The organism is Dokdonella aquatica (assembly GCF_051987395.1).
GTDB lineage: Bacteria > Pseudomonadota > Gammaproteobacteria > Xanthomonadales > Rhodanobacteraceae > Dokdonella.
In genome coordinates this window covers 2886815-2903954 of sequence record NZ_CP197094.1, presented here as the reverse complement: position 1 = coordinate 2903954, position 17140 = coordinate 2886815, and the positions used below count along the sequence as shown (strand labels likewise).

Here is a 17140-nt window from a genome sequence, read left to right as displayed (position 1 = left end):
GATTCAATAGTGCGGGGGTGGCGGCTCGGATGCCGCATCGTGGGAGAGACCGGTGCGCAACGCGACGAGTTCCGCGCGCATGCGCTCGAGCTCGACGGTCATGCGCAGGTTCGTGCGGTCCTGCGCTGCCACGGCCGCGTTCAAGGCGGCCACGGTCTCGTCGAGGAACGACAGTCGCACCTCGAGTTCGGTCAGGCGGTCCTCGAGCGCGTTCATGCGCGCGGCAGCGCCTCGATGAGATGACGGCCGTGGCGTGCGCCCACCGAGCCACCGGCCTCGCTCGCGGCGAGCGCGAGGTCGGCCGCGGCCATCTCGCGCACGAGCTCGGCGAAGCTGGTCTTCGGCGTCCAGCCGAGCTTTTCGCGCGCGAAGGTCGGATCGCCGAGCAGCGTCTCGACCTCGGCCGGGCGGTAGTACTGCGGGTGGATGCGCAGGATGGTCGCGCCACGCGCGACCTTGAGCGCGTCGCCGCGCACGTCGGCGACCACGGCATGCTCGTCGACACCCTCACCGCGGAACTCGAGTTCGACGCCCATCTCGCGTGCGGCCAGCACGACGAAATCGCGCACCGAATGCTGGATGCCCGTCGCGATCACGTAGTCGTGCGGCGTGTCCTGCTGCAGGATCATCCACTGCGCCTCGACGTAGTCGCGCGCGTGGCCCCAGTCGCGGCGTGCATCGAGGTTGCCCATGTACAGACACTGCTGCAGGCCCTGGAACACGCGGGCGAGGCCGCGCGTGATCTTGCGGGTCACGAAGGTCTCGCCGCGGATCGGCGACTCGTGGTTGAACAGGATGCCGTTGCACGCGAACATCCCGTACGACTCGCGGTAGTTCACCGTGATCCAGTACGCGTAGAGCTTGGCGACGCCATACGGCGAGCGCGGGTAGAACGGCGTCGTCTCGCGCTGCGGCGTCTCCTGCACGAGGCCGTAGAGCTCAGAGGTCGAGGCCTGGTAGATGCGGCAACGGTCCTTGAGGCCGAGGATGCGCATCGCCTCGAGCAGGCGCAGCGTGCCGAGACCGTCGGCATTGGCCGTGTACTCGGGCTCCTCGAACGACACCGCGACATGGCTCTGCGCAGCGAGGTTGTAGATCTCGTGCGGCTCGATCTCCTGGATCACGCGCGTCAGGCTCGTCGCGTCGGTCAGGTCGCCGTAGTGCAGCTTCAACGCGGGATTCGCGTCGTCGAGCTCACTGTACAGGTGGTCGATGCGCTCGGTGTTGAACGACGAGGCACGACGCTTGAGGCCGTGCAGCTCGTAGCCTTTGGCGATCAGCAGTTCGGCGAGGTAGGCACCATCCTGACCGGTGACGCCGGTGACCAGGGCACGCTTCTTTTCCATCGTGACGTCCTGCGCGGAAAACGGGGGCGTTGGCGCGCGGAGCGCCGGCACAAAGAAGCGGGATGGTAGCCGTGCCCCGGACCGAGGTACAGCCCTGCCCCGGCTCAGCGGGCCGCGACGCTGCGCCCGCGACCGATGCCGTAGTAGGCCAGTCCGGCGGACTCGACCGCGCGCGGCTCGAAGATGTTGCGCCCGTCGAACACCACCGGCGTGCGCAGCGCGGCGCGGATGCGCTCGAAGTCGGGGCTGCGGAAGGCCTTCCACTCGGTCACGATGACCAGTGCGTCGGCACCGTCGAGTGCGTCGTAGTGCGACTCGCAGAGCACGAGGTCGTCGCGCGTGCCGAGGATGCGACGGACCTCGTCGTGCGCTTCGGGATCGTGGGCGCGCACGCGTGCGCCCGAGGCCCACAGCTGCGACAGCAGCGTCAGGCTCGGCGCCTCGCGCATGTCGTCGGTGTTGGGCTTGAACGCGAGTCCCCACACCGCGATCGTGAGTCCGGCGAGGGCGCCGTCGAAATGCCGCGACACGAGGGCGTGCAGGTGCTCCTTCTGGCTCGCGTTGGTGGCTTCGACCGCCGTCAGCACGCGCGGCTCGTAGCCGTGGTCGCGCGCGATGTGCTCGAGCGCCTTGACGTCCTTCGGAAAGCACGAGCCGCCGTAGCCCGCGCCCGGGTAGATGAAGTGGTAGCCGATGCGCGGATCCGAGCCGATGCCGAGGCGGACCTGCTCGACGTCCGCACCGACACGCTCGGCGATGTTCGCGATCTCGTTCATGAAACTGATCTTGGTCGCGAGCATCGCGTTGGCCGCGTACTTGGTCAGCTCGGCCGAGCGCACGTCCATGACCACGATGCGCTCGTGGTTGCGGTTGAACGGCGCGTAGAGCGTGCGCAGCAGGTCCACCGCGCGTGCACTGTCGCTGCCGAGGACGATGCGGTCGGGGCGCATGCAGTCCTTGACCGCATCGCCTTCCTTGAGGAATTCGGGATTCGACGCGACGTCGAACGAGACCTCGACGCCGCGTGCGGCGAGCTCGGCCGCGATCGTCTCGCGCACGCGGTCGGCGGTGCCGACCGGCACGGTCGACTTGTTGACGACGACCACGCCGTCACCGATCGACCGTCCGAGCGTGCGCGCGACCGCGAGCACGTGGCGCAGGTCGGCACTGCCGTCCTCGTCGGGCGGCGTGCCGACCGCGATGAACACGACCTGCGCGTGCGCGATCGCGGACTCGGCATCGGTCGTGAAGCGCAGGCGCCCCGCGACATGGTTGGCGCGCACGAGCGGCTCGAGGCCGGGCTCGAAGATCGGGATCTCGCCACGTTCGAGCCTCGCGACCTTGTCGGCGTCCACGTCGACACAGACCACATCGTTGCCGACCTCGGCGAGGCAGGTACCGGTGACGAGTCCGACGTAGCCGGTCCCGAAGATCGTGACGCGCATGGAGGTCCTTGGCGTGGGTGCGGGCGTGCACCGCCGGCGATTATAGGGATTCGGCCAAGCGACGTGGCCGGAAACGAAAAGGGCGCGCCACGAGGCGCGCCCTTTCCAGGCACCGTGATGGCGCGGCGGCTTACTTCTTGTCGGCCGCTGCCGGCGTGGTCGCCTCGGCGGCCTCGATCGAGATCAGCTTGACGTCGAAGATCAGCGTCGCGTTCGGGCCGATGGTCGGCGGCGCGTTCTCGCCATAGGCGAGCTCGGCCGGGATGTACAGCTTGTACTCGGAGCCTTCGGTCATGAGCTGCAGGCCTTCGGTCCAGCCCTTGATCACGCCGTTGAGCGGGAACGTCGCCGGCTGGCCGCGATCGATCGAGCTGTCGAACTTGGTGCCGTCGATCTTGGTGCCCGTGTAGTCGACCTTGACCGTGTCGGTGGCCTTCGGCTTCTTGCCCTTGCCTTCCTTGACGACTTCGTACTGCAGGCCCGAAGCGGTCGTCTTCACGCCCGATTTCGACTTGTTCTTGGCGAGGAACGCGGCGCCCTCGGTCTTGTTCTTGTCGGCCGAGGCCTTCTCGTCGGCGACACGCTTGGCCTGCAGCTTCTCCATGAACTGCTGGCGGACCTGCTGGCCCTCTTCCTGGGTCAGGAGCGTCTTGCCGCCCTTGAACTCGTCCTGCAGCGCCTGGATGACGACGGCGAGGTCGAGCTCGTCCTTGATCTGGCCGAGGCCCTTGCCGATGTCCATGCCGACCATGTAGCTGACCTTGTCCTTCTCGGTCTTGAGCGAGGCGTCGGCCGCCGAAGCGATGCCGGCACCGAACGCCGCGGTCAGCGCGACGGCAACGAGACTCTTGCGCACGAAACGGGTCATGTAACAACTCCTGGGATAGGGGATGCCGGGGCTGGCGGTGATGCCGCGGTGCCGGCGGATGCGGGTCCGGCTTTCAGACGGGCCGCGTATTGTGGCGAGGCTTGGGAATGATGGCAAACACCGGTGTGAACGGCTTCACGCCGCCGTTACACTGGCGGTCATGCTGCGCTTCGACAACGCCACCGTACGCCGTGGTTCCCGCATCCTGCTGAACGGCACGAGCCTTTCCATTCATCCGGGCTGGCGCGTCGGCCTGACCGGCCGCAACGGCGCCGGCAAATCGAGCCTGCTCGCCGTGATCGGCGGCGAACTCGGCCTCGACGCAGGCGATTTCCACGCCCCGCGCGACTGGACGCTGGCCCACGTGCGCCAGGAAACGCCCTCTTCGCCATCCAGCGCACTCGACTGGGTGCTCGACGGCGACGCCGAGTACCGCCGCCTCGAGACCGCGTTGCGCGAGGCCGAAGCCGCCCACGACGCCGCGCGCCAGGCCGGGCTGCACGACCGCCTCGAGGCGATCGGCGGCTACGCGGCGCCGGCCCGGGCGGGCGAACTGCTGCACGGCCTCGGCTTCGCGCCCGGCGACGCGGCACGCCCGGTGGCCTCGTTCTCGGGCGGTTGGCGCATGCGCCTGAACCTCGCCCAGGCGCTCATGTGCCGCTCCGACCTGCTCCTGCTCGACGAACCGACCAACCACCTCGACCTCGACGCCGTGGTCTGGCTCGAGACCTGGCTGCGCCGCTACCCGGGCACGCTCGTCGTCGTCTCGCACGACCGCGAGTTCCTCGATGCGGTGGTCACCCACGTCGTGCACATCGCGGATGCCGACGCCGAGATCTTCGCCGGCACGGTGTCGGCGTTCGAGCGCAAGCGCGCCGAACGCCTCGCCCAGCAGCAGGCGCTGCACGAGCGCCAGCAGCGCGAGCGCGCGCACATGCAGTCGTTCGTCGACCGCTTCCGCGCCAAGGCGACCAAGGCCCGCCAGGCGCAGAGCCGCCTCAAGGCGCTCGAGCGCATGACCGAGATCGCGCCGGTGCGCGTCGAGTCGGGCATCACGTTCGCGTTCCGCGAGCCGGCGGCCCTGCCCGATCCGCTGCTCGTACTCGACGACGTCGCGGCCGGCTATGGCGAACGCACCGTGCTCGACGGCATCACGTTCGGCCTGCGCGCGGGCGAGCGCATCGGCCTGCTCGGCGCTAACGGCGCGGGCAAGTCGACGCTGGTCAAGATCATCGCCGGCACGCTCGCGCCGCTGCGCGGCGAGCGCCGCGAGAACAAGGGCCTGTCGGTCGGCTACTTCGCGCAGCACCAGCTCGAGCAACTCGACCCGGAGGCCACGCCCGTGCAGCACGTGCTGCGGCTGTCGCCCGACATCGGCGAACAGGCCGCGCGCGACTTCCTCGGCGGCTTCGGCTTCAACGGCGAGCGCGCGCTGGAACCCGTTGCACCGTTCTCGGGCGGCGAGAAGGCGCGCCTGTCGCTCGCTCTCGTCGTGTGGAAGCGCCCCAACCTGCTGCTGCTCGACGAACCGACCAACCACCTGGACATCGATACGCGCGAGGCGCTCGCCGAAGCCCTGCAGGATTTCGCCGGCGCGGTCGTCATCGTCGCCCACGACCGTGCGCTGCTGCGCGCGTGCTGCGACGAGTTCCGCCTCGTCCAGGACGGCAGGGCCGCACCGTTCGACGGCGACCTCGAGGACTACGCGAAGCTCGTCCTGCGCCGCAGTGATCCATCCACCGGCGACGACGCACGCACGGCACCGTCGCGCCGCGAAGAACGCCGCGACCGCGCCGAACTGCGCCAGCAGCTCGCTCCGCTGCGCAAGGAGCTGCAGCGGCTCGAGAAACGCATCGCGACGCTCGAGGCCGAACGCGCCGACATCGCGCGCCAGCTCGCCGATCCGGCGCTCTACGAAGGTCCGCGCACCTCGCGCGTGGCCGAGCTGACCGCGCGCAACGGCGCGATCGCGGTCGAGCTCGAACCGCTCGAGGAGGCCTGGCTCGAGACCCAGGGCGCGCTCGAGGCACACGCCTGAGTCGTGCCGTCGCCGCGCGATGCGGCGACGACCGTCAGCTGCCCGCGGCCGCCTTCGCGACGACGCGCGTGCCGGGCTGCAGCAGCGCGTTCGGGCTCACGATGACCGTGTCGCCGGGCGCCACGCCCTTGAGGATCTCGATCGTCGAGCCGAGGTTGCGACCGGTCACGACCTTGCGGTGAGCCAGCACGTCGGCATCGATCGTCGCGACCTGCGCGCCGCCCGCGCCCTGCATGACCGCGCTGATCGGCACGAGCGCGACGGCCTGCGCGCGCGGCACGCGCAGCACGACCTCGCCGACCATGCCGTCGGGCAGGCGTCCGTCGGCGTTGGGAAGGCGCAGTTCGACGCGCATGCCGCCCGCGGTGCCCGAGATGCGCCGCGACGTGCGCACGACCTCGGCCTCGACCGTCTCCGCCAGTTCGGGGAAGCGCACCTCGGCGCGCAGGCCCGGCGCGACCTGCAGCACCGCGCTCTGCGGCACGTCGACGACGACGCGCAGCGGGTCGAGCGCGACGAGTTCGAACAGTGGCGTCGCCGCCGCGGCCGAATCGCCCACGACGCGATCGCCGCGCTCGACGTTGCGCGCCGAGATCACGCCCGCGAACGGCGCGCGCACGACCTGGAACGACTGGCGCTCGCGTGCGCCGGCGACACGCGCGGTGGCGGCGGCACGCGAGGCCTTGGCGACCGCGTAGGCCGCCTCGCGCTCGCTGTGCAGTTCCTTCGGGATCGCGCCGCTGCCGATCAGTGACTGCGCGCGCTCGAAGTTGACGCGCGCGAGTTCCTCGTCGGCCTTGGCCTGGATCAATCCGGCCTCGGCCTCGCGCAACGACTGGTCGATCTCGGGTGCGGAAATCCGCGCGAGCACCTGGCCTTTCTCGACGCTGTCGCCGAGGTCGACGAGGCGCTCGGCGAGAATGCCGGTCGCGCGTGCGAACAGGCGCGCGCTCTCGCCGGCTTCGGCGCGTGCGGGCAGGCGCAGTTCGTTGTCGGCGCCGGCCGCAGTCGCCTTGACGGTCGTGACTTCCGGAACGGCCGCGGCGGCCGGCGTTTCCTGCGCGGAGGTCTCGGCGCAGCCCTGCAGCAGCACGAGGCACGCGGCGATCGACGACGCGATCACGGCACGTCGGGGAATGGCGTTGCGGGTCATGCGCGGACTCCTGCGTCGGCAACGGGGCCGACGGTGTTCGTGGAAGCGGCCTTGCGCGCACGGCGCCGGCCGACGATGGCGAGGATCGTGGGCAGAAGGATCAGCGTGGCCGGCGTGCCGAACAGCAGGCCGCCGATGACGGCGCGGCCGAGCGGTGCGTTCTGCTCGCCACCGTCGCCCACGCCGAGCGCCATCGGGATGATGCCGAGGATCATCGCGCTCGCGGTCATGAGCACCGGGCGCAGGCGCACGGCGGCCGATTCGAACGCGGCTTCGACCTCGGTGTGGCCTTTCGCGATGAGGTCGCGCGCGAAGCTCGTCACGAGCACGCTGTTCGCGGTCGACACGCCGATCACCATCATGACGCCCATGAGCGCGGGCACGCTGAGCGGCGTGCCGGTGGCCCACAGGCCGACCGCGGCACCCGCGATCGCGATCGGCAGGCCCGACATCGCGACCAGCGGCATGAGCCACGACTGGAAGTTCACGACCAGCACGAGGAACACGAGGATCGCCGACATGACAAGGCCACCGGCGAGTTCGCCGTAGGCGCTCTGCATCGCCTCGGCCTGGCCCGCGATCTCGATGCGGTTGCCGGGCTTGAGCTGCGGCTTGAGGTCGTCGGTGATCGCGACGAGGCGGTCGTAGACCGCGCCGAGGTCGGTGCCCTGCACGTTCGCGAGCACGCTCACCGTCGGCGCCATCATCGTGCGGCCGAGGCTGGCGGGCGCGGTGCCCGGCGTGACCGTCGCGATGTTGCGCAGCAGGACGGCCTCGGCGCCGGCGATGCGCAGCGGTGTGTTGAGCAGGGTATCGAGGTTCGACAGCTGCGCGGGCGGTGCCTGCACCTGCACCGTGTACGAGGTCGCGGTCGCGCGGTCGACCCAGTACACGGGCGTGATCGTGCCGGCCGAGCCGAGCACGGCGAGTACGGCGCGGCTCGCGTCCTGCACGCTGAGGCCGAGCTGCGCGGCGCGCGTGCGATCGATGCTGACGCGGTATTCGGGGAGGTCGAGCACCTGGCGCAGCGCGACGTCGACCGCACCGGGCACGTCGCGCAGGCGCTTCTCGATCTCGCGCGCGATGGCGAGGTTGCCGGTGCCGTCGCGGCCGTTGACGCGCACCTCGAACGCCGCGACGGCCGAACCGGCCAGCGTGCGGCTGGTCGCATCGGGTGGGCGCACGAACAGTTTCATGTCCGGAAATTTCTGCGCGACGCGCTCGCGGATCTGCGCGAGGTAATCCGCGCTCGGCGCATGCGGGCTGCGCAGCTGCAGCATGATCTCGGCCTCGAACGAGCCGACCACGGCACTGTCGACCCAGGCCAGGTTGACCGCGTCGGGGATGCCGATCTGCTCGTAGACGGTCTGCAGCTCGGACGCCGGGATGATCGCGCGGATCTCGCGCTGGACCTCGGCGAGGCGATCGGAGGTTTCCTCCAGGCGCGTGCCGGTGGGCAGGCGCACCTGCAGGCGCAGCTGGCCCGCGTCGACCGACGGGAAGTACTCGCGGCCGAGCGACGTGACCGCCGCGACGCCCGCACCGACCACGATCGCGGCACCGAGCGCGAGCAGCAGGCCGTGGCGCGCGAGGCGCTCGAGCAGCGCGTGGTGGCGGTCGCGCAGGCTGTCGAGCGTGTGCTCGAACGTGTGGTTGATCTTGAGCAGGACCTTCTCGGGCCAGGTGCGCGGATTGCGGCGCGCCTCGATGTCGGCCGGCAGCATCAGGTAGCACAGCACCGGGATCAGCGTGCGCGACAGGATGAACGACGCGATCATCGCGAAGATCACCGCGAGCGCGAGCGGCGTGAACACCCAGGCCGACAGGCCGCTCAGCAGCAGGATCGGCGTAAGCACGATGCAGATCGAGATCGTCGAGACGAACTCGGGGAACACGACCTCGCGCGCACTGTCGAGGATCGCGGTCGGCACGTCCTTGCCGAGCGCGAGGTTGCGGTTGGTGTTCTCGACGTCGACGACCGCATTGTCGACGAGGATGCCGATCGCGAGCGCGAGACCGCCGAGCGTCATCACGTTGAACGTGTAGCCGAGCAGCTGCAGCGTCGCGATCGAGCTCAGCAGCGCGAGCGGGATCGCGGTGAGCACGATCACGCTCGAGCGCCACGAGCCGATGAAGACGAGCACGACGAACGCGACGAGCAGGCCGACGAGGATGGCCTCGTGCTGGATCGAGCTGATCGCGTTGTCGACGAAGATGCTCTGGTCGAAGATCGGCTCGATGCGCGTGCCGGGCGGCGCCGAGGCCATGATCTCGGGCAGGCGCGCGCGCACCGCGTGCACGATCTCGACCGCCGAGGCGCCGCCGAGCTTGATCAGCGCGACCGAAACGGCCGTCGCACCGTCCATGCGCGCGACATTGGTCTGCAGCGCGCCGCCGTCGCGCACCGAGGCGACGTCGCGCACGTAGATGACGTTGCCGCCACGCGCGACGATCGGCATGTCGAGGAAGGCCGTCGCCGACTCGGGGCTCGTGTCGAGCGCGATCTGCAGTTCACGCGTGCCCTCGCGGATCGTGCCCGACGGCAGCGTCGGGCTGCCGCGCTCGAGCGCCGTGGTCACGTCGGCCGGCGTGAGGCCGTAGGTCTGCAGCGCAGCCGGATCGAGGTCGACCATGACCTGGCGCGCCGCGCCGCCGTACGGCAGCGTCATGCGGATGCCCGGGATCGTCTGGATCTGCGAGCGCAACTGCAGGCGCGCGTAGTCGTACAGCTGCGCCTCGGTCATCGAATCCGAGGACAGCACGAGCTGGATCACCGGCGTGCTCGAGACGTTATTGCGCACGACCAGCGGCGGCGAGGTGCCCGGCGGCATGCGGCGCAGGATGGTCTGCGACACCGCGGTGAGCTGCGCGAGCGCGCGCTCCAGGTTCACGCCGGGCTGGAAGTCGATGCGCACGATGCCGATGCCGGCCAGCGACTCGGAACGCACCTCCTTGAGGTCATCGACGTTGTTGAGGACCGAGATCTCCGAGAACGAGGTGATCTTCGAGGTCATCTCCGACGCCGGCAGGCCGGCGTAGGTCCAGATCAGGTTGACCGACGGGATGCCGACCTCGGGCAGGATGTCGGTCGCCATGCGCTTCACGGCGAGCACGCCGAACAGCAGCATGAGGATCGCCATGACTCCGATCGTGTAGCGGCGGCTGAGGGCGTAGGCGACGATCCACATGGGCGGGCAACGTTGGCGGGACTGAAGCCCATCTGAACATACTGCGGCGCAGCAAGTTCAGGGCCGGCGCGCGCTCCGCCCGGCGCGATGCGTGCGACGCGCCGGGGCGTCGCCACGCATCACGCTGATTTCACGATGGTTTGACACGGCGTTTGCCGTGCCACGTACACAGAGCAGTAAGGACGTCTAAACAATGACGCCGCAGATCGCGTGCCGCGGTGCGGTCACTTCGCCTTCGCGGCGAGCAGCGACTCGAGCTTCGCGACGAGTTCCGGATCGTCCGGCGTGACCTTGCTCGGGAAATCCGCGACCACGTTGCCGTCGCGGTCGACGAGGTACTTGTAGAAGTTCCAGCTCGGGTAGCGCCCTTCCGACGCGGCGGCGAGTCGCTGGTAGAACGGATCGGCCGCACCTTCCTTGACCTGCACCTTCTCGAACATCGGGAACTTCACGCCGTAGGTCAGCGTGCAGAACTCCTTGATCTCCTCCTCGGTGCCGGGCTCCTGGCCCTTGAAATCGTTCGAGGGGAAACCGAGCACCGCGAATCCGCGATCGGCGTACTTCGCGTTGAGCGCCTCCAGCGCGTCGTACTGCTTGGTGAAACCGCATTTGCTCGCCGTGTTCACGACGAGCAGCACCTTGCCGCCGTAGGTCGAGCACAGATCGACCTTCTCCTTGCCGGCGAGCGGACGGAACTCCGCCTTGAGCAGGTCGCCGCAGGCGTGGGCAGCCGTGGCGGAAAGGAACAGGACAGCAGCGGCGAACAGGGAACGGCGCATCGGACAACCTCGCAGGACAGGACGTCGTGCCGCCGGGTACGGCACGGGTCGCCACCTTGCGCCGTCGGGCATGACGATTTCAAGAAGACCGTTGACACGGTGGAATCTAGTGTTATAGTTGACTACAACACTACTTCATCAACCACCCACGGAGACCACCATGGACCGCCTCATTCCGATCCGCCTCGTCGTCGCCCTGGTCCTCACGCTCGGCATCCTCGTCGCGACGGCAGGATCCGCGATCGCGTCGCCCGCGGTCGACGAGGACGCGATCCCGGTCCTGCCCGCCGTCGTCGTCAGCGCCACGATCGCGCCCGACGAACTGCCGGTGGTCGTCGTCGTGCCGAGCGCGCAGGAGATCGCCGACGCGCTCGCCGGAGCGCAGGCACAGCAGGCCCTCGCGCACGGCGGCGAGCCCTCGCTCGTCGAGGAGATGCTGCCCAGGGCGCGTCTGGACATGCCCTACTATTCGTTTGGCCGAATGATGCCGCGCACGACCAAGGATTGAGCCCATGACCACGGCGTGGAACGACAACACACCGATCTACCGCCAGCTGCGCGACCGCGTGGTGGCGATGATCCTCGATGGTGTGCTCAAGCAGGGGGACGCGCTGCCATCGGTACGCCAGGTGGCCGCGGACTTCCAGATCAACCCGATCACGGTCTCGAAGGCCTACCAGGAGCTGGTGGACGAGAACCTGGTCGAGAAACGACGGGGACTTGGCATGTACGTGACCGAAGGCGCCCGCGCGGCGCTGCTGACTTCCGAGCGCGAGCGCTTCCTCAACGACGAGTGGCCCGCCCTCTACGCGCGCCTCGAGCGCATGGGCCTGGATCTCGATGCGCTCATGCGCGCCGCCCACAAGGAAGGAGGTTCGCGATGAGTGCCGTCATCCAGGCCCGCAGGCTCGCCAAGCGCTACGGCAGCCAGGTCGCGCTCGACGCGGTCGACCTCGACATCGAATCCGGCCGCATCGTCGGCTTCATCGGCCCCAACGGCGCCGGCAAGACCACCGCGCTCAAGGCCATGCTCGGCCTGAGCGAGTACGACGGCGAGCTGCGCGTGCTCGGACTCGACCCGCGCAGCCAGCGCCGCGAGCTCATGGAGCAGGTCTGCTTCATCGCCGACGTCGCCGTGCTGCCGCGCTGGATCCGCGTCGGCGAGGCGATCGATTTCGTCGCCGGCGTGCATCCGCGCTTCTCGCGCGCCAAGTGCGAGGCGTTCCTCGCGCGCACCAAGCTCAAGCCGACGATGCGCGTGCGCGAGATGTCCAAGGGCATGATCGTGCAGCTGCACCTCGCCCTCGTCATGGCGATCGACGCGCGCATCCTCGTGCTCGACGAGCCGACGCTGGGCCTCGACATCCTCTACCGCAAGACCTTCTACGAAGCCCTGCTGAGCGACTACTTCGACGAGGACAAGACGATCATCGTGACGACCCACCAGGTCGAGGAGATCGAGCACATCCTCACCGACCTCGTGTTCATCCGCGACGGCCGCATCGTGCTCAACGCGACCATGGACGCGGTCGCCGAGCGCTATGTCGAGGTGATGGTGAACCCGGACCGCGCCGACGCCGCGCGAGCGCTCGGTCCGCTCAACGAGCGCCAGATCTTCGGCAAGTCGATCTTCCTGTTCGACGGCGCCGACCGCACGCACCTCGCCACGCTCGGCGAACTGCACAAGCCGAGCATCGCCGACCTGTTCGTCGCCACCATGAAGGGGACCTACGCATGAAGACGTTCGGTTGGCTGGTCCGGCGCGAATACTGGGAACACCGCGGCGGCTTCCTGTGGACGCCGGTGTGGGTCGGCGGCGTCATGCTCATCCTGACACTGCTCGGCATCATCTCGGCGGAGGTCATCGGTGCCCGGCTCAACGTGCAGGTCGGCGTGCCGTGGAACAGCATCGCCGATCGACTGACGGCCGGCGACATCGCCCAGGCCGGCATCGGCCTCGACGTGGCCTACCTCGCGGTCGCGATGGTGCTGTGCATCCCGCTGTTCTTCGTCCTGTTCTTCTATCTGCTCGGCGCGCTGTACGACGACCGCCGCGACCGCAGCGTGCTGTTCTGGAAGTCGTTGCCGGTGACCGACATGTCGACCGTGCTGTCGAAGGTCGCCGCGGCCGTGCTGCTCGCTCCGCTGGTCGCGTTCGTGGTCGCGTCGATCGCCTACCTCGGCCTGCTCGTGATCGTCTGCGTCTGGGCGCTCCTGCACGGCATCAATCCCCTGCCCGCGATAGGCGCCTCGCATCCGATCGGGCTGTTCTGGCGCATGCTGCTGACGATCCCGGTCGACGCGCTGTGGGCGCTGCCGACGGTCGGCTGGCTGCTGTTCTGGTCGGCGTTCGCACGCAGCAAGCCGTTCCTGTGGGCGGTGCTGGTCCCGGTGCTCGCCTACGTCGCCAACGCCTGGATCGGCCTGCTCGGCGGTCCCAGCATCGATCGCGATTTCCTGCTCAAGGACGTCCTGTTCCGCCTGCTGCTGAGCATCATGCCCGGTGCATGGCTCGACGACGGCGCACTCACGTTCTCGAGCAAGATGCGACTCGGGAGCGGCAGCAACACGCTGGCCCTCGACAAGCTCGATCCCGCCGTCGTCTACGGCCTGCTCGCCAAGCCCGAGCTGTGGATCGGCGTGGTCGTCGGTGTCGCCCTCATCGCCGCCTCGATCTGGCTGCGCCGGCGCCGCATCGAAACCTCGACCTGATCCCCGGTCGCAGGTTCACCGGGAAACGCCTCGCACGACATGTGCGGGGCGTTTTCTTTTGCTCGAAAGCAAACGGTCCACGGGCTGGTCGCCCGGATCGACGCCCCGAGCGCTGGATGAGCCACGTCGCGCCCGACGAGCCTGCCAGGACACGAAGGAATGACCACACCCCGGCGGGGGCATCGCGCGGAAGACCGCGAACGGCACCGGAGCATGGCCCCTGGCGACGTGGACCATGCGCCGCACTCGTGATGCGGTTGGCCCGCCCCTCGGCACCACGCCGGAACGCCGCACGCCAGAACGTGCCGCATCATGGCGCGCCGTGCGCGCGGGACCGACGCTCAGCGCATCGACGCGCGATGCAGGCGGTACTTGTTGCGGCCCTCGGCACTGATGCCGGACTGCTTGAGGTCGATCGGACCTTCCAGCCAGAAGCGACGCAACGTGCCGCGATCGCGGCGCACGACGACGGCAGCGCCGTCGCCCGTGTAGATCAGGTCACCGATCTCGAGCGCGTTCGGCTCGACGCGTTCGCTGATGCGGCGACCACCGTTGTACTGCTTCTCGAGGAACGTGCGGACGGGACTCAGATCGCCGGGCTCGGTGGCGATGAACGGCCCGGCGGGAGCCGCCGTGGCGGGTGCCGCGTCCGCCTCGGGCTCGGCTTCCTCGGCAACCGGTGCCGCAGGTGCAGCAACCGGAGGCGATGGCGGCGGCGTGGCGACCGGAGCGGCGGCGACCGGTGCAGGCGCCGGAGCCGGTGCAGGTACGGGTGCGGGCGGCGGCGCCACCGGTGCACGCGGGGCGGGCGTTGCAGCAGGCGGTGCCTGGGTGACCGGCGTCGGCGCACGCACCGGGTCGGACGGGCGTTCGACACGCGGTGCCGTTGCGGCAGCCGGGGCCGCGGCGACTTCGGGCTTGGCCGGTTCGGGGGCCTTGTCCTCGACGCGCACGAGCACGTTCTCGTAGAACCCGTCGCGCAGCACGATCTCGGCGTTGCCGCCTGCCTTCACCGCCGCGGCGATCTGCGCGTGCCAGTGCTGCGGCGCCGTGATGACCAGCCGCTTGTCGGCGACCTGCGCCTGCCGGCCGAGGCCGGCGAGGCGGCCGTTGGCCTTGCCGCTCGTGAAATCCGCACCGCTGATGTCGCTGTTCTGCGCGTGCGCGGAACCCGCGAGCACGAAAGCCAACACGAAAACGCCCCACTTCATTGCTGCCGACTCCGGAAAACGTTGCGATCAATTGCGAAGCATTGTCATGCGCGCGGGCGCACCGGCATGTGCCAGACGGCACGCGCCGGTACGCCGCGCGGACGGCATCAGCCGCCGGCGGAGCCGCCGTGGATGCCGCCCTTGGTCAGCGCGGTCGGATCGAGCAGCTGCTCGAGCTCCTTGCGCGACAGGCCGGTCGTCTCGAGGGCCACGTCGATGATCGGGCGACCTTCCTTGTAGGCCTGCTTGGCCGTCGCCGCACCCTTGTCGTAGCCGATGACCGAGTTGAGCGCGGTCACGAGGATCGGGTTCCTCGCGAGCGCTTCCTTGATGTTGTCCTCGCGCACCTTGAAGCCCGCGATCGCCTTGTCGGCCAGCGCGACGACGGCGTTGGCGAGGATCTCGATCGACTGCAGCAGGTTGTAGGCGATCACCGGCAGCTGCACGTTGAGCTGGAAGTTGCCGCTCTGGCCGCCGATCGTGATCGTGAGGTCGTTGCCGATGACCTGCGCGGCCACCATCGCCATCGCCTCGGGGATCACCGGATTGACCTTGCCCGGCATGATCGACGAGCCCGGCTGCAGCGCCGGCAGCTCGATCTCGCCGAGGCCGGCGAGCGGGCCCGAGTTCATCCAGCGCAGGTCGTTGGCGATCTTGGTCAGACCGACGGCGAGGGTCTTGAGCTGGCCCGACAGTTCCACCGCGGCGTCCTGCGAACCGATGCCTTCGAAGTAGTTGTCGGCGGCCTCGAACTTCACCTTGGTGAGCTTGGTCAGCTCGGCGGCGACGCGCGGGCCGAGCTCGGCGTCGGCGTTGATGCCGGTGCCGACCGCGGTGCCGCCCTGCGGCAGGCGACGCACGCGCTTGAGCGTGTCGGTGATGCGCTCGATGTTCGAGCGGACCTGCGCCGACCACGCGCCGAGTTCCTGGCCGAACGTCACCGGCATCGCGTCCATGAGGTGGGTGCGGCCGGTCTTGGGAACCTTGCGCAGCTCCTTGGCGCGCTTGTCGAGCACGGCCTTGAGGTGCGCCAGCGCGGGCAGCAGCTTCTCGCTCGTGGTGAGCACGGCGCTGACCTGGATCGCGGTCGGGATCACGTCGTTGGACGACTGGCCGTTGTTGACGTCGTCGTTCGGGTGCACCTTGGTGCCGGCCAGCGCGGCCACGTGCGCGATGACCTCGTTCGCGTTCATGTTGCTCGAGGTGCCCGAGCCGGTCTGGAACACGTCGATCGGGAAATGCGCATCGAACTCGCCCCTGGCGACGCGCTCGGCAGCCTTGCGGATCGCGCGCGCCGAGGTCTTCTTGAGGTGGCCGAGGTCGGCGTTGGCCTGCGCGGCCGCCGACTTGATGAGGCCGAGCGCACGGATGAACTCGCGCGGCATGGTCAGGCCCGAGATCGGGAAGTTCTGCACGGCGCGCTGCGTCTGTGCGCCGTAGAGCGCGTCGGCGGGCACCTTGAGTTCGCCCATGCTGTCGCGTTCGATGCGGAAATCGCTCATCGTGGATTCCTGGGGAGGAGGGAAAGAGGGGGTCGCGATTATAGCGTTCCCGCCACACCGCCGGCCCGTGCACGCCGGCAGGGTCCGGCGAGCGTGTAAAGTTCCGGTCCGCCCACGCCGCAGGCCGACCATGCTCGACATCCTCGAACACGATGCGATCCACGAACTGCGCCTCGCGCGCCCGCCCGTCAACGCGTTCGACGGCGAGCTCATCGCCACGCTGCGCCGTGCGATCGAGGCCGCGCCCGGCAACGGCGCGCGCGGCATCGTGCTGTCGGGCCGCCCCGGCATGTTCTCGGGTGGACTCGACGTCCCTTCCCTGCTCACGCTCGACCGCGCCGGCATGACCGCGCTGTGGCGTGACTTCCTCGCGCTGTGGCGCGCGCTGGCGACCTCGCCGGTGCCGACCGTCGCCGCGATCACGGGCCACAGCCCGGCCGGCGGCACGGTCGTGTCGCTGTTCTGCGACTACCGCGTCATGGCGCGCGGCGCGTTCCGCATCGGCCTCAACGAGGTGCAGGTCGGCCTCGTCGTGCCCGAGGTGATCCAGGCCACGCTGCGCCGCCTCGTCGGCAGCCATCGCGCCGAACGCCTCATAGTCGCCGGCGCGCTGGTCGAATCCGAACAGGCGCTCGCGGTCGGCCTCGTCGACGAACTCATCGAGACCGACCTCGTCGTCGGCCGCGCGATCGCGTGGCTGCAGGACCTGCTCAAGCTGCCGCCGGCCGCGATGGCCGAAACGCGCCGCCTCGCGCGCGCCGAACTCGCCGCGATCTTCGACCGGGATGCCGCGGCGCCCGACGAGCGCTTCGTCGACCAGTGGTTCTCGGACGAGGCGCAGGGCGTACTCAAGGCGATGGTCGCGAAGCTCAAGGCCAAATCGGCGGGCTGATCGCCC

The 17140-nt window shown here is 69.4% G+C and carries 15 protein-coding genes; 6 read left to right on the top strand and 9 right to left on the bottom strand.

Annotation, left to right across the window (positions count from 1 at the left end):
* Positions 1-3: 3 nt before the first annotated feature.
* The 4 genes from ACQQ2N_RS12995 to ACQQ2N_RS12980 all read right to left on the bottom strand — a co-directional run bounded on the left by ACQQ2N_RS12995 (position 4) and on the right by ACQQ2N_RS12980 (position 3659).
* A complete protein-coding gene (locus ACQQ2N_RS12995; RefSeq protein WP_440222001.1) occupies positions 4-216 on the bottom strand; it encodes a SlyX family protein in 213 nt (70 codons plus the stop codon).
* Complete coding sequence (gmd, locus tag ACQQ2N_RS12990) at positions 213-1346, bottom strand: GDP-mannose 4,6-dehydratase (protein ID WP_440222000.1); 1134 nt, start codon at positions 1344-1346, stop codon at positions 213-215. The genes ACQQ2N_RS12995 and gmd overlap by 4 nt, the downstream gene beginning before the upstream one ends.
* Positions 1347-1450: 104 nt before the next feature.
* On the bottom strand, positions 1451-2791 hold the full coding sequence (locus ACQQ2N_RS12985) for a UDP-glucose dehydrogenase family protein (protein ID WP_440221999.1): 1341 nt from the start codon (positions 2789-2791) through the stop codon (positions 1451-1453).
* A 130-nt stretch (positions 2792-2921) separates the two neighbouring features.
* Positions 2922-3659 carry an FKBP-type peptidyl-prolyl cis-trans isomerase gene (locus tag ACQQ2N_RS12980; protein ID WP_440221998.1) on the bottom strand — a complete coding sequence of 246 codons (738 nt, stop codon included), beginning with the start codon at positions 3657-3659 and terminating at the stop codon, positions 2922-2924.
* 160 nt (positions 3660-3819) lie between these two features.
* On the opposite strand from ACQQ2N_RS12980, the gene ACQQ2N_RS12975 reads away from it, so the two are divergent.
* The gene (locus ACQQ2N_RS12975) at positions 3820-5697 is read left to right on the top strand and encodes an ATP-binding cassette domain-containing protein (RefSeq protein ID WP_440221997.1); all 1878 of its coding nucleotides are present in this window, start codon (positions 3820-3822) and stop codon (positions 5695-5697) included.
* Positions 5698-5731: 34 nt separating this feature from the next.
* Here the strand turns inward: ACQQ2N_RS12975 and ACQQ2N_RS12970 are convergent, their stop codons facing one another.
* From ACQQ2N_RS12970 to ACQQ2N_RS12960, 3 genes are all read right to left on the bottom strand, one after another.
* On the bottom strand, positions 5732-6850 hold the full coding sequence (locus ACQQ2N_RS12970; RefSeq protein WP_440221996.1) for an efflux RND transporter periplasmic adaptor subunit: 1119 nt from the start codon (positions 6848-6850) through the stop codon (positions 5732-5734).
* Positions 6847-10038 (bottom strand): efflux RND transporter permease subunit, encoded by a 3192-nt coding sequence (locus tag ACQQ2N_RS12965; protein WP_440221995.1) that lies wholly within the window; start codon positions 10036-10038, stop codon positions 6847-6849. The genes ACQQ2N_RS12970 and ACQQ2N_RS12965 overlap by 4 nt, the downstream gene beginning before the upstream one ends.
* A gap of 224 nt (positions 10039-10262) precedes the next feature.
* Positions 10263-10817, bottom strand: coding sequence for a glutathione peroxidase (locus tag ACQQ2N_RS12960; RefSeq protein WP_440221994.1), 555 nt, complete (start codon positions 10815-10817; stop codon positions 10263-10265).
* 160 nt (positions 10818-10977) lie between these two features.
* On the opposite strand from ACQQ2N_RS12960, the gene ACQQ2N_RS12955 reads away from it, so the two are divergent.
* From ACQQ2N_RS12955 to ACQQ2N_RS12940, 4 genes are read left to right on the top strand one after another with little or no spacing between them, the layout of a single operon-like run.
* Positions 10978-11325, top strand: coding sequence for a hypothetical protein (locus tag ACQQ2N_RS12955; protein WP_440221993.1), 348 nt, complete (start codon positions 10978-10980; stop codon positions 11323-11325).
* 4 nt (positions 11326-11329) lie between these two features.
* Positions 11330-11701, top strand: coding sequence for a GntR family transcriptional regulator (locus ACQQ2N_RS12950; protein WP_440221992.1), 372 nt, complete (start codon positions 11330-11332; stop codon positions 11699-11701).
* Positions 11698-12555, top strand: coding sequence for an ABC transporter ATP-binding protein (locus tag ACQQ2N_RS12945; protein WP_440221991.1), 858 nt, complete (start codon positions 11698-11700; stop codon positions 12553-12555). The genes ACQQ2N_RS12950 and ACQQ2N_RS12945 overlap by 4 nt, the downstream gene beginning before the upstream one ends.
* Positions 12552-13529, top strand: coding sequence for a hypothetical protein (locus ACQQ2N_RS12940; RefSeq protein ID WP_440221990.1), 978 nt, complete (start codon positions 12552-12554; stop codon positions 13527-13529). Before ACQQ2N_RS12945 ends, ACQQ2N_RS12940 begins: the two co-directional genes overlap by 4 nt.
* A gap of 341 nt (positions 13530-13870) precedes the next feature.
* Here the strand turns inward: ACQQ2N_RS12940 and ACQQ2N_RS12935 are convergent, their stop codons facing one another.
* Together ACQQ2N_RS12935 and ACQQ2N_RS12930 are read right to left on the bottom strand one after the other, a co-directional pair.
* Positions 13871-14740 (bottom strand): hypothetical protein, encoded by an 870-nt coding sequence (locus tag ACQQ2N_RS12935; RefSeq protein WP_440221989.1) that lies wholly within the window; start codon positions 14738-14740, stop codon positions 13871-13873.
* Between the two features lie 107 nt (positions 14741-14847).
* Positions 14848-16242: a class II fumarate hydratase gene (locus ACQQ2N_RS12930; protein WP_440221988.1), complete on the bottom strand. Its 1395-nt coding sequence runs from the start codon at positions 16240-16242 to the stop codon at positions 14848-14850.
* A gap of 130 nt (positions 16243-16372) precedes the next feature.
* Here ACQQ2N_RS12930 and ACQQ2N_RS12925 point away from each other — a divergent pair, with 130 nt between their 5' ends.
* Positions 16373-17134 carry an enoyl-CoA hydratase/isomerase family protein gene (locus ACQQ2N_RS12925; RefSeq protein WP_440221987.1) on the top strand — a complete coding sequence of 254 codons (762 nt, stop codon included), beginning with the start codon at positions 16373-16375 and terminating at the stop codon, positions 17132-17134.
* Positions 17135-17140 lie beyond the last annotated feature (6 nt).

Bases quoted from the DNA above. Each gene is read 5' to 3' on its own strand.
- ACQQ2N_RS12950 (WP_440221992.1), top strand. From the start codon at position 11,330: ATGACCACGGCGTGGAACGACAACACACCGATCTACCGCCAGCTGCGC.
- ACQQ2N_RS12955 (WP_440221993.1), top strand. From the start codon at position 10,978: ATGGACCGCCTCATTCCGATCCGCCTCGTCGTCGCCCTGGTCCTCACG.
- gmd (WP_440222000.1), bottom strand. From the start codon at position 1,346: ATGGAAAAGAAGCGTGCCCTGGTCACCGGCGTCACCGGTCAGGATGGT.
- ACQQ2N_RS12970 (WP_440221996.1), bottom strand. From the start codon at position 6,850: ATGACCCGCAACGCCATTCCCCGACGTGCCGTGATCGCGTCGTCGATC.
- ACQQ2N_RS12930 (WP_440221988.1), bottom strand. From the start codon at position 16,242: ATGAGCGATTTCCGCATCGAACGCGACAGCATGGGCGAACTCAAGGTG.
- ACQQ2N_RS12980 (WP_440221998.1), bottom strand. From the start codon at position 3,659: ATGACCCGTTTCGTGCGCAAGAGTCTCGTTGCCGTCGCGCTGACCGCG.
- ACQQ2N_RS12960 (WP_440221994.1), bottom strand. From the start codon at position 10,817: ATGCGCCGTTCCCTGTTCGCCGCTGCTGTCCTGTTCCTTTCCGCCACG.
- ACQQ2N_RS12945 (WP_440221991.1), top strand. From the start codon at position 11,698: ATGAGTGCCGTCATCCAGGCCCGCAGGCTCGCCAAGCGCTACGGCAGC.
- ACQQ2N_RS12985 (WP_440221999.1), bottom strand. From the start codon at position 2,791: ATGCGCGTCACGATCTTCGGGACCGGCTACGTCGGACTCGTCACCGGT.
- ACQQ2N_RS12995 (WP_440222001.1), bottom strand. From the start codon at position 216: ATGAACGCGCTCGAGGACCGCCTGACCGAACTCGAGGTGCGACTGTCG.
- ACQQ2N_RS12935 (WP_440221989.1), bottom strand. From the start codon at position 14,740: ATGAAGTGGGGCGTTTTCGTGTTGGCTTTCGTGCTCGCGGGTTCCGCG.
- ACQQ2N_RS12940 (WP_440221990.1), top strand. From the start codon at position 12,552: ATGAAGACGTTCGGTTGGCTGGTCCGGCGCGAATACTGGGAACACCGC.
- ACQQ2N_RS12975 (WP_440221997.1), top strand. From the start codon at position 3,820: ATGCTGCGCTTCGACAACGCCACCGTACGCCGTGGTTCCCGCATCCTG.
- ACQQ2N_RS12925 (WP_440221987.1), top strand. From the start codon at position 16,373: ATGCTCGACATCCTCGAACACGATGCGATCCACGAACTGCGCCTCGCG.
- ACQQ2N_RS12965 (WP_440221995.1), bottom strand. From the start codon at position 10,038: ATGTGGATCGTCGCCTACGCCCTCAGCCGCCGCTACACGATCGGAGTC.